Source organism: Mycobacterium lentiflavum (assembly GCF_022374895.2).
GTDB classification, from domain to species: Bacteria; Actinomycetota; Actinomycetes; order Mycobacteriales; family Mycobacteriaceae; genus Mycobacterium; species Mycobacterium lentiflavum.
Genome location: NZ_CP092423.2, coordinates 2676075 through 2686880 on the forward strand (window position 1 = coordinate 2676075; position 10806 = coordinate 2686880).

The following is a 10806-nucleotide window of genomic DNA, read 5'->3' on the forward strand; positions in this document are numbered from 1 at the left end:
ACGGGCGGCGTGGTGGTGGCGATCGACGGCCCGGCCGGAACCGGAAAGTCTTCGGTGTCAAAGGGATTGGCGGAAGCGTTGCAGGCGCGTTACCTGGACACCGGCGGGATGTACCGGATGGTGACGTTGGCCGTGTTGCGCGCCGGGATCGACCCGGCCGATGCAGAAGCGGTCGCACGGGTCGCCGAGACGGTGCAGATGTCGGTCGACTACCACCCCGAGGGTGATCGTTATTTCCTTGGCGGCGAGGATGTCTCGGCCGAGATTCGCGGCGACGAGGTCACCCGCGCGGTGTCGGCCGTGTCGTCGGTGGCCGCCGTTCGGACCCGGCTGGTCGCCTTGCAGCGCGAAATGGCCCAGGGGCCGGGCAATGTCGTCGTCGAGGGGCGTGACATCGGGACGGTGGTGTTGCCGAACGCGCCGGTGAAGATCTTCCTGACCGCGTCGGCCGAGACCCGCGCCCGTCGGCGCAATGACCAGAACATCGCCGCTGGTTTGGCCGACGACTACGACGGGGTCCTGGCCGATGTGCGCCGCCGGGATCATCTGGACTCTACCCGCACGCTGTCGCCGTTGCGACCGGCGGCGGACGCGGTGATCGTCGACACCAGCGACATGACCGAGGCGCAGGTGATCGATCACCTGCTGGAGTTGGTCAAGCAGCGAAGCGAGGCAGTGCGGTGAGTCAGGACGGTACCTGGTCCGACGAAAGTGATTGGGAGGTAGTCGATTCCGATTCGGGAGACTTCGACGAGCCCGGTCCCGCTCCGGTGGTCGCCATTGTCGGCCGGCCCAACGTCGGCAAGTCAACATTGGTCAACCGGATCCTGGGCCGGCGCGAAGCGGTGGTGCAGGACATTCCTGGCGTCACCCGCGACCGGGTGTCCTACGACGCGCTGTGGACCGGTCGCCGGTTCGTCGTGCAGGACACCGGGGGATGGGAGCCCGACGCGAAGGGTCTGCAGCAGCTGGTGGCCGAACAGGCGTCGGTGGCGATGCGTACCGCCGATGCGATCATTTTGGTGGTCGACGCTACGGTCGGTGCCACCAGCGCCGACGAGGCCGCCGCCCGCATCCTGCTGCGCTCCGGCAAGCCGGTCTTCTTGGCTGCCAACAAGGTTGACAGCGAGAAGGTCGAATCGGACGCGGCCGCGCTGTGGTCGCTGGGTCTGGGCGAGCCCCATGCGGTCTCCGCGATCCACGGCCGCGGTGTGGCCGATCTACTCGACGAGGTGTTGGCCGCATTGCCCGCCGTGTCCGAGGCGGCCCCGGCGGCCGGCGGCCCGCGCCGGGTGGCGCTGGTTGGCAAGCCCAATGTCGGCAAGAGCTCGCTGCTGAACAAGCTTGCCGGCGACGAGCGCTCGGTCGTGCACGACGTCGCGGGAACCACGGTCGATCCGGTGGACTCGTTGATCGAATTGGGCGGCAAGATCTGGCGTTTCGTCGACACCGCGGGGTTGCGCCGCAAGGTCGGTCAGGCCAGCGGGCACGAGTTCTACGCGTCGGTGCGCACGCACTCGGCCATCGATTCCGCCGAGGTGGTGCTCGTGCTGATCGACGCGTCACAGCCGCTGACCGAACAGGACCAGCGGGTACTGAGCATGGTGATCGAGGCCGGCCGGGCGCTGGTGCTGGCCTTCAACAAATGGGATCTGGTCGACGAGGATCGCCGCGAGCTGCTGGACCGCGAGATCGATCGTGAGCTGGCGCAGCTGCAGTGGGCGGAGCGCGTCAACATCTCCGCCAAGACGGGACGGGCCGTGCAGAAGCTGGTGCCGGCGATGGAGACCGCGCTGGCGTCGTGGGACGCCCGGATCCCGACCGGCCCGCTGAACAGCTGGCTCAAGGAAGTCGTCGCGGCCACGCCGCCTCCGGTGCGCGGCGGCAAGCAGCCGCGCATTTTGTTCGCCACCCAGGCCGCCGCCCGGCCGCCGACGTTCGTCCTTTTCACTACCGGCTTCCTCGAAGCCGGCTACCGACGCTTCCTGGAGCGGCGGCTGCGCGAGACGTTCGGGTTCGCCGGCAGCCCGATCCGCATCAATGTGCGGGTCCGCGAAAAGCGCACCGCCAAGCGCCGCTGACTCTCGGGGCCGCGCTGTATGCCCCCTTTCGTCCGCGTCGAGTGCGCGTCTGGGGCGCCCTGAGTGCACACTCGCCACCCTGACCGCACACTCAACGGCGCGTCGGGCGCTTGATCCCACAATGCGGTCAATGATGTCTGTATCACAGGATTCAACGTTGACTTTGGCGTCGGCCTAACAGTAACGTCCTCTTGTATAGCGGGTTGCTATACCCGTACTGCGGGATTGCATGGAGGCATCGTGAACGCGTCGCGATTCAGCGTGCAGGACAAGTCGATCCTGATCACCGGCGCGACCGGCGCCTTGGGCAGCGCGGCGACCCGGGCCCTGGCCGAGGCCGGGGCGCGGCTCACCCTGGCCGGAGGCAACACTGAGCGTCTGGCCGAGCTGGCTGCTGAGACAGGCCGGCACGACCTGGCGGTGGTGGTCCGCCGCCCCGATACCCCGGCCGACGCCCAGGCCATGGTCGATGCCGCGGTGGCCAAGCATGGCCGGCTCGACGGCGTCCTGGTTGCTTCGGGCATGAACCACGTCCAGCCGATCACCGAGATGGCCGTCGACGACTTCGACGACGTGATGAAGGCCAACGCGCGCGGCGCCTGGCTGGTATGCCAGGCGGCCGGGCGGGTGCTGCTAGAGCAGGGCGGGGGAGGCAGCGTCGTGCTGGTTTCCTCGGTGCGCGGCAGCCTCGGTCATCCCGCCGGCTACAGCGCCTACTGCCCGTCGAAAGCGGCGACCGACCTGCTGGCCAAGTCGTTGGCCGCTGAGTGGGGTCCCCACGGGATACGGATAAATGCCTTGGCGCCAACGGTTTTCCGCTCGGAACTAACCGAGTGGATGTATGCCGCCGACGAGAAGGGGCGCCAGACCCGCGAGGCGATGTTCGCACGAATCCCGTTGCGCCGCTTCGCCGAACCGGAAGACTTCGTCGGCGCGCTGATCTATCTACTCAGCGACGCGTCGAGTTTCTACACCGGCCAGGTGATGTACCTGGACGGCGGCTACACCGCATGCTGATACGAAAGGAACTGTCGTGACCATGACCTGGCCGCTCGGCGAAGCCGAATCGAAGCTAGAGTTCTACGATCTGTCCCACCCCTGGGGACATGGTGTGCCGGCGTGGCCGTACTTCGAGGACGTCAAGATCGAACGACTGCACAACATGGCCAGAAGCCGCGTCCTCACCCAAAAGATCACCACGGTTATGCATTCCGGCACGCACATCGACGCGCCGGGTCACGTGATCGAAGGCACGCCGCTGCTAGACGAGATTCCACTGAGCGCGTTCTTCGGCACCGGGGTCGTCGTGTCGATCCCGAAGCGGAAGTGGGAAGTCGTCACCGCCGCGGACCTGGAGAATGCCACGCCGCAGATCCGGCCCGGCGACATCGTCATCGTCAACACCGGCTGGCACCACACCTACGCCGACAGCGCCGAGTACTACGCGTACTCGCCGGGCTTCTACAGGGAAGCCGGGGAGTGGTTCGCGGCCAAGGGCGTCAAAGCCGTCGGCACCGATACCCAGGCTCTGGACCATCCGTTGGCCACCTCGATCGGCCCGCACGGCCCCGCCGAGCATACGGGTGGTCTATTGCCTTGGGCGGTAAAGGAATACGAGGAGCAAACCGGCCACAAGGTGCTCGACGACTTCCCGGAATGGGAGCCCTGCCATCGCGCGATTCTGTCCAAGGGGATTTACGGCTTCGAGAACGTGGGCGGCGACCTGGACAAGGTCACCGGCAAGCGGGTCACCTTCGCGGCTTTCCCGTGGCGCTGGGTCGGCGGCGACGGCTGTATCGTGCGCCTGGTGGCGATCACCGACCCCACCGGCAGCTATCGTCTCGAGACCGGAGCCTGACATGAGCGTGGACGCAGAAGAGGCCCGCGGCAGCGGAATTCAGGTCATCGCGCGCGCGGCCGAGATGCTACGGCTGCTGCAAGCGCATCCCGGCGGGTTGAACCAGGCCGAGATCGGCGAGCGGCTGGGCATGGCGCGCTCGACCGTGAGCCGGATCCTCAATGCGCTCGACGACGAGGGCCTGGTGGCGTCGCGAGCGGCGCGGGGTCGCTATCGGCTGGGACCCGAGATCGCCCGCATGGCCACCACCGTGCGCCGCAGCGTCGTGTTCGACGTGCACCCGTTCATCGAGGAGCTGTCCCGCGAACTGGAGGAGACGGTCGACCTGTCGATCCTGGACGGCGACCGCGCGACCTTCGTCGACCAGGTCGTCTCGCCGCACCGGCTGCGGGCGATCAGCGCGGTCGGAGAGTCGTTTCCGCTGCACTGCTGCGCCAACGGCAAGGCGCTGCTGGCCAACCTGTCGGCCGAGGAGCAAGCCCGTGCGCTGCCGAGTCGGCTCGCCAAGCTGACCGCGAACACCATCACGACGCCGGCGGCGTTGCGCAAAGAGCTCGACCGCGTCAAAGCCGAAGGCGTGGCGTATGACCGCGAAGAGCAGAGCGAAGGGATCTGCGCGGTCGGCGCGGTGCTCAAGAACGTGGGCGACGAGATGGTCGCGGTCAGCGTGCCCGTACCGTCGCAGCGGTTCTACCGCCGCGAATCCGAGCTCGCGCAGGCGCTGCTGGTCTGGGTCGAAAAGGTCGACGCCTGGTTCGCGAAAGCCGGCGACCACGAGGCTCGCAGGTCAGCCGGGCAATAGCGGCTAGGCGCCGCGGCTACGGTAGGCTGTCGACCTGCTGCTGGTGGACTCATCGGCACACGGGCTGTGGCGCAGTTTGGTAGCGCACTTGACTGGGGGTCAAGTGGTCGCAGGTTCAAATCCTGTCAGCCCGACACAGGTCAGCCCGACCAGCCCATCTCGAGCGGCCCCGACGCAATCAGGGGCCTGCTGGTTGAGCGACGTCCGCGCCGGAATCCGCTGCACTGCCGTCCGTCATGGTACGGCCGCGGAAGAAGTCCGGGGTTATCGCCCACCAGATCACCATCAGGATCGATCCCAGCAGCAGCGCGCCGATGCCGACCGCTGCGACGGCGCCGACTCCCAGGATCGTGATGTTGTTGCCGTTGTCGTCGGTCAGCCACTCGGGCCGAGCGTACTGGTTGAGCCCGTAGATGAGCACGATCAGTAGGGTGACGCCGCCCAGCAACGGGATAACGCCGCGCGCCACAAGATTTCGCACCGATCTGGTCAGGGTGTTGCGGTAGTACCACGCGCACGCAAATCCGGTGAGCCCGTAATAGAACGCGATCATCAACCCCACCGATCCGATCAGCGCGGCGAGCAGGTTCTCGCTGATGAGCGTGAAAAGGACGTAGAAAACGACGGACACCACGCCGACCGCGATGGTGGAGGTGGTCGGTGTGAGGTAGCGATGGTGGGTCTTGGCGAACGACTCCGGCAGCGCCTTGTATACCCCCATCGATAGGGTGGTGCGCGCGGTCTTCAAGATCGTTGTCTGCGTCGACGCCAGGGCAGATGTCAGGATCGACGTCGCCAGCAACAGCAGTGCGATCCTTCCGAGGATGCCGTTGCCGAACAGTGCTGGACCAATCGCTGCGAAGGTGTCTTTCGAGTTGTGGGGGTTGCTCAGCCCGATGCCCTGGGTCCCGACACCGGCGAACGCGATGGCCGACACGGTCACCAGGGTGTAGGTCGCGAGCAGCAGGAGAGCCGAGATGATGGCGGCACGGCCAGGTGTGCGGCTGGGGTCGTCGGATTCCTCGTTGCATGCGACGGCGGTGTCCCAGCCCCAGTACATGAAGATGGCCATCAGGGCTGCAGGGGCGATGGTGTTCCCGAAATCGAGACCGCCGGGCCAGAACCAGGACAGTGCCGGGTGCAGCGAAACCCCCTGTGCATCAAGGGTATAAGTCTTAATTAGTGCGACCACCGAGAACACGACTAGCACCACGATTTGAAAGGCCAGCAGCGCGTGCAGCACTCTGGCCGAGACCTGGATTCCGCGGTAGCAGATATAGGTCATCGTTACGATCCAGAAGACGCCTACCACCGTCGGCCAGAACCCGTTGCCGGCCACGTCCGCGAGCGAAAGCCAGCCCAGGTCTGCGGCGAATCTGAACGAATAAGCCGCGGAGATCTCCGCCAGGTTGGCCATCACAATCACTTCTGCGGCGATGATGCCCCAGCCACCCAGCCAGCCGACGATGGGTCCAAATGCCCGCGACGCCCAGGTGAACGTGGTGCCGCAGTCCGGTATGGCCCTATTGAGTTCCTGGTAGGCGGTGGCGATCAAGTACATCGGGATGAATGAAATGAGCACGACGGCTGGGGCTTTGACGCCGCAGAGTTGCGCGCCGCCACTGGCAACGATCAGACCCAGCGTCGCGGCGAGGCTATAGGCCGGGGCCATGGACGCCAACCCGACAACCACGCTGGAGAGCAGCCCGAGCGCGCCGCCCCGGAGGCCTTTGCTCCTGACGGTCACCGCTGCAGCCCCGCTCTCCCGACCGGTCATGACCTCACCTTTGCTCATCGCATCGCTTCGCACCATCTGGGGAGCATTTGGGACCGCACGGCATGCGAAAGGGACTGCGCCAGTGGGTGTCTGATCACTCGTTGCACCCGCTCGGGTCGGAAAGGACTTTGGACCCTATTTCTCCCATCGACGCGCGTGCAATCTTAATGTAACCGCATGACACATATACATTACGACGTCGCGACAGATAGATAACTGAAGGAGTTCCGTGTCCGAGGACTTGACTAACGTGCAGCTACTCCGCGAACTTGAACCGGTAGTTGAACGTCTACTCAACCGCCACCTGTCGATGTTCAAGGAATGGAATCCGCACGATTACGTGCCGTGGTCGGATGGCAGAAATTTCTATGCGCTGGACGGCCAAGATTGGGAGCCTGGACAGAGCCGACTCCCCGATGTCGCCCAGGTTGCGATGGTGCAAAACCTGCTGACCGAGGACAATTTACCGTCCTATCACCGTGAGATCGCGATGAACTTCAGCATGGACGGCCCCTGGGGGCAATGGGTGAATCGGTGGACCGCGGAAGAGAACAGGCACAGCACGGCGCTGCGCGATTACCTGGTGGTGACCCGCGCGGTCGACCCGGTCGAGCTGGAAAAGCTCCGCCTCGAGCAAATGACGCGGGGCTTCAGCCCCGGCCAGAACCGACAGGGCGATATGTTTGCTGAGAGCTTGTTTGACTCGGTCATGTATGTCTCGTTTCAAGAATTAGCCACCCGCGTCTCGCATCGCAACACGGGCAAGGTCAGCAATGACGCGATCGCCGAACAGTTGATGGCCAGGGTGTCGCACGACGAGAACCTGCACATGATCTTTTATCGGGATGTCAGTGCTGCAGGTCTGGACATCGCGCCCAATCAGGCGATGAAATCGGTGCACCGAATCCTGCGCAACTTCAAGATGCCCGGGTTCACGGTCCCGGAGTTTCGGCGCAAGGCGGTAATTATCGCCGTTGGCGGTGTTTACGACCCGCGCATCCATCTCAACGAGGTGGTCATGCCCGTGCTCAAGAAGTGGCGCATCTTCGAACGGGAAGACTTCACCGGCGAGGCCGCAAGGATGCGCGACGACCTCGCCTTACTGGTCAAGGAACTCGAAGAAGCCTCCGACAAATTCGACGAATCCAAGCAGCGCTATCTGGAGCGTGAGGCACGTAAGACCGAGAAAATCACCGTCAGCAAAGTGCTCCAAACGAAGGGAACGCTGACGCTAAGCGGGCACTGAGGACGCGGTGACCAGCGGATGGTGTTGCTGCGCCACTCGGAGCCGCCGCGGGCTCAGTGTCCGGCGGCGGTGAGCTGGTGATCCGCCTCGAGCAACATCCACGCGCTCAGCTGTACCGAGAGATCGCGGCCCGGGTTCGGTGGGGACGCGCGCGACGAGTCCGCGAGCTGGGTAAAGGTTTCCAGACCTGCCGGCGCAGTGACCGGGCGGTTCCAATGCGCACCGAACAGTGGCAGCCCGTCCACCTCGGCCCGGTTGTCCCAGGCGGCCCGCGCGGACGCGTGCACGAGCTCGGCGGCGGTGGTGTCGCCGAGGGCCACTGCGGTCTGAGCGAGATACCTGGCGAGGATGCCCATGAACAGCCCGGAGTCGTTCCCGGCGCACCCGGCGATCACACCCCCGTCGGCGAGCCTGTGGGCGGTAGCGGCGACGAGCGCCGCGGCACGGTCGCGATGGGTCGAATCGTTTGTGCGCAGCGCTAATTCGGTCTCCAGCCCGATGGCCACACCCTGACAGTAGGTCAGCAAGGAGCGGTCCATCCGCCCGCTAGGTTCGTGCACCCCGTCGAAGATCAGACCGCTTTCGGGGTCGCGCAGCCGGTTGTGCAGGTAATCGGCGAGTCGTTCGGCCCGGGACAGGTTGCCCAATCGCGCCATCGCGATGCCGGTCGGACCGATCCCGGAGGTGCTGTAGTAATCGTGGCCGATCTTCCAGGGCACCGCGCCGACGGTGGGGTTCCAGCCGTCGAGCAGCGCGGTCCGCAGCTTCGGAATGGCGTCGTCGAACCGGACGCCGAGCAGCCGGTCGGCGCGTTCGAGCGCCAACACCAACCACGACATGTCGTCGCAGTACGAGTTGGTCCAGGTGGCGAGATTGCGGGTGTGAATGCCGCGCGCGACGGCGCCGATGCGGTCGATGCGTTCGGGGGTGCGCGCGCGGTACGCGGCATCCACCGCGCAGTCCAGCAGGTGCGCCTGCCACCAGTAACACCAACGGAACAACAACAATTGGTCGAACAGGGAAGACGGCCAGTGCAGCGTGCCCAGTTGCATCCCGGACTGCCACCAGAGCGTGTGCACGTGCCGCTCCATGACCGCCCGCTCCGCCAGGTCCGCGCGCTCCGTGGGCCCCACCGGGCCGGGGGACGACTTCTGCATAATCGCCGCCGCCTGGGTCGGTTGATTCACCGCGGTGAGTGCGACGGCGCCCGCGACCGCGAAAAACAATCCGCGTCGGCTGATTCCCTTGTTCGGGCGATCCATCCGCTCGAGCTCTCCTTTGCTGAACGACGATCGGCGGCCGGAAACCGCGCAGCTATTTTATTCTGACACCAAATCTCGAAGGAGCAGAACGCCGGCGCGTCTGGACGTCGTGTCCGCCAACAGGGTTACTTTGTGTCCGACACGGTCGCGCACGCTGCAAATTCACTGTCGTGCAAGCAGACTCGATTGGCGTGCGGTAAGCCGATCATTCATCGGGGGCTTCTCCGGTTGCCTGGAATATGACACGACGTCCGATTTCGACGGCGTGGTCGGCGAAGCGCTCGTAAAAGCGGCCTAACAGCGTGACATCGACGGCGGTCGATACACCGTGCGGCCAGTCTTTCTCTTTGAGGACGGTGAAGAGGTGTTGGTGCAGCCGATTCATCTCTTCGTCATCCCGGCTGATCTGTGCCGCCTGCTCCGGATCGCGTGAGAGCACGACATCTCTTGCGCTTCGTCCCAAGTCCACCGCAATTCGTCCCATCTCGGCGAAGTCGCCAGTCACTTCTGTGGGTAATACCCGGTCCGGGTGTCGGCGGCGTGCGATCCTGCCGACGTGCAGCGCCAAGCCCCCCATCCGTTCGGCATCCGCGACGCTTTGCATGGAACCGACCACGGTTCGTAGATCGCTTGCGACGGGCGCTTGTAGGGCCAGCAACACGAATGCCGCATCCTCGGCATCACTTCGCATCTGGGCAAGGCGCGCGTGGCTCGCGATCACAGCTTCGGCTATCGACAGATCGGCCTGTAGTAGCGCGTGAGTCGCCCCCTCCATCGCCTCACCCGCCAGGCGGCACATCTCGCTCAGTGTCGCGGTCAGCGAATCGAGCTGCTCGTGGAACGCTGGGCGCATGGTGCAACCTTAATTGGGCCAGTACAAACGGTGGCGCCGTGGACAAACCAGTGACAGGCCGCTTCTGGTGAGTGCATGCTGATTGCTCCTCGATGAAATCACCCGTCCAGCAAATGTGACCCAGAGTTGCGACCACCGCTGCCGGTTCCGTGACACTCGCCGGGCGCTGCTTCCGCTGACACGCATCCTGGTACGGCACAACGTGTTTCGAGGACGGTAGCCCTTGATTCATGCCGGCAATAGGCTGCGAGTATGAAGCCTGTTGTGCTGCAACACTATGCGCTACGGAATGAGGCCTTGATGGCTTGGGCAGTAGACCGTCACTGATGCCGTGACGAATTTGACCGCGGTGCGGGTGACGCGATCGGGAACCAGGTGTAACGACGGACTGCCCGAGTACGTCGTATTCGTTTCCTCGTCGACGACGGACTGGAACGACCCGCCGCGATCGAGTTCCCCACAGATTTCGCGAGCCCGGTAGACCAACCCGGGCACGTTGTCGATGACGGGAATCTGTAGCTGCGCGAGCGTCGCCACAAACTGATCTTCCTGCGCATCGGCGCCCGCCGCGCCAGCACACGTGGTCGCGGCGGCAAGTATCGCCGAGGCGCTAACCAGTGCGCCTGCAACCCTGGTGATGTGGATGCGCACGGCAAGTTTCCCGCTTCGTCGGTGTCACCTGCTCGGCGTCTAATCAGTTCGACACCAACCGGTAACAATGGAGGCAACCAGCGCCTGCAATGATGGAAATCGTAACTGGCTACCACCGTGAATCACCACTCGGCTTTCGCGTGCACTCGCAGATTAGGGGAGGGGCGCGACGGTCGCGCAGGGGTATGACCGAATCGAACCGTAGCGGGATGGCGCCGTCTCACACGATGGCTGTCCACGGGCGGCCGATACCTGCTCTGTTGGTGGTGATCGCCG

General features: G+C 64.8%; 10 protein-coding genes and 1 tRNA gene. 7 read left to right on the forward strand and 4 right to left on the reverse strand.

Going from position 1 to position 10806, the window contains the following annotated elements:
• Positions 1–9 precede the first annotated feature (9 nt).
• From cmk to MJO58_RS12645, 6 genes are all read left to right on the forward strand, one after another.
• Positions 10–684, forward strand: a complete 675-nt coding sequence (cmk, locus tag MJO58_RS12620) for a (d)CMP kinase (protein WP_239723258.1) — start codon at positions 10–12, stop codon at positions 682–684.
• A complete protein-coding gene (der, locus tag MJO58_RS12625; protein WP_090601778.1) occupies positions 681–2081 on the forward strand; it encodes a ribosome biogenesis GTPase Der in 1401 nt (466 codons plus the stop codon). The genes cmk and der overlap by 4 nt, the downstream gene beginning before the upstream one ends.
• A gap of 240 nt (positions 2082–2321) precedes the next feature.
• Complete coding sequence (locus tag MJO58_RS12630) at positions 2322–3098, forward strand: SDR family NAD(P)-dependent oxidoreductase (RefSeq protein ID WP_239723006.1); 777 nt, start codon at positions 2322–2324, stop codon at positions 3096–3098.
• Between the two features lie 16 nt (positions 3099–3114).
• Entirely contained in the window at positions 3115–3939 is an 825-nt protein-coding gene (locus MJO58_RS12635; protein WP_239723007.1) for a cyclase family protein, read from the forward strand.
• A gap of 1 nt (position 3940) precedes the next feature.
• Positions 3941–4741 carry an IclR family transcriptional regulator gene (locus tag MJO58_RS12640; protein WP_239723008.1) on the forward strand — a complete coding sequence of 267 codons (801 nt, stop codon included), beginning with the start codon at positions 3941–3943 and terminating at the stop codon, positions 4739–4741.
• A gap of 60 nt (positions 4742–4801) precedes the next feature.
• Positions 4802–4875, forward strand: a tRNA-Pro gene (locus MJO58_RS12645).
• Between the two features lie 44 nt (positions 4876–4919).
• On the opposite strand, the gene MJO58_RS12650 is transcribed toward MJO58_RS12645, so the two are convergent.
• Positions 4920–6536, reverse strand: a complete 1617-nt coding sequence (locus MJO58_RS12650; protein WP_434086367.1) for an APC family permease — start codon at positions 6534–6536, stop codon at positions 4920–4922.
• Between the two features lie 211 nt (positions 6537–6747).
• Here MJO58_RS12650 and MJO58_RS12655 point away from each other — a divergent pair, with 211 nt between their 5' ends.
• Complete coding sequence (locus tag MJO58_RS12655; RefSeq protein WP_239723009.1) at positions 6748–7764, forward strand: acyl-ACP desaturase; 1017 nt, start codon at positions 6748–6750, stop codon at positions 7762–7764.
• A gap of 53 nt (positions 7765–7817) precedes the next feature.
• On the opposite strand, the gene MJO58_RS12660 is transcribed toward MJO58_RS12655, so the two are convergent.
• The 3 genes from MJO58_RS12660 to MJO58_RS12670 all read right to left on the reverse strand — a co-directional run bounded on the left by MJO58_RS12660 (position 7818) and on the right by MJO58_RS12670 (position 10530).
• Positions 7818–9026, reverse strand: coding sequence for a glycoside hydrolase family 76 protein (locus MJO58_RS12660; protein ID WP_239723010.1), 1209 nt, complete (start codon positions 9024–9026; stop codon positions 7818–7820).
• Positions 9027–9231: 205 nt separating this feature from the next.
• Entirely contained in the window at positions 9232–9879 is a 648-nt protein-coding gene (gene phoU, locus MJO58_RS12665) for a phosphate signaling complex protein PhoU (RefSeq protein ID WP_090601784.1), read from the reverse strand.
• 282 nt (positions 9880–10161) lie between these two features.
• Positions 10162–10530, reverse strand: a complete 369-nt coding sequence (locus MJO58_RS12670) for a DUF732 domain-containing protein (protein WP_090601786.1) — start codon at positions 10528–10530, stop codon at positions 10162–10164.
• Between the last annotated feature and the right edge of the window lie 276 nt (positions 10531–10806).

Bases quoted from the DNA above. Each gene is read 5' to 3' on its own strand.
- MJO58_RS12640 (WP_239723008.1), top strand. From the start codon at position 3,941: ATGAGCGTGGACGCAGAAGAGGCCCGCGGCAGCGGAATTCAGGTCATC.
- MJO58_RS12650 (WP_434086367.1), bottom strand. From the start codon at position 6,536: ATGAGCAAAGGTGAGGTCATGACCGGTCGGGAGAGCGGGGCTGCAGCG.
- MJO58_RS12660 (WP_239723010.1), bottom strand. From the start codon at position 9,026: ATGGATCGCCCGAACAAGGGAATCAGCCGACGCGGATTGTTTTTCGCG.
- phoU (WP_090601784.1), bottom strand. From the start codon at position 9,879: ATGCGCCCAGCGTTCCACGAGCAGCTCGATTCGCTGACCGCGACACTG.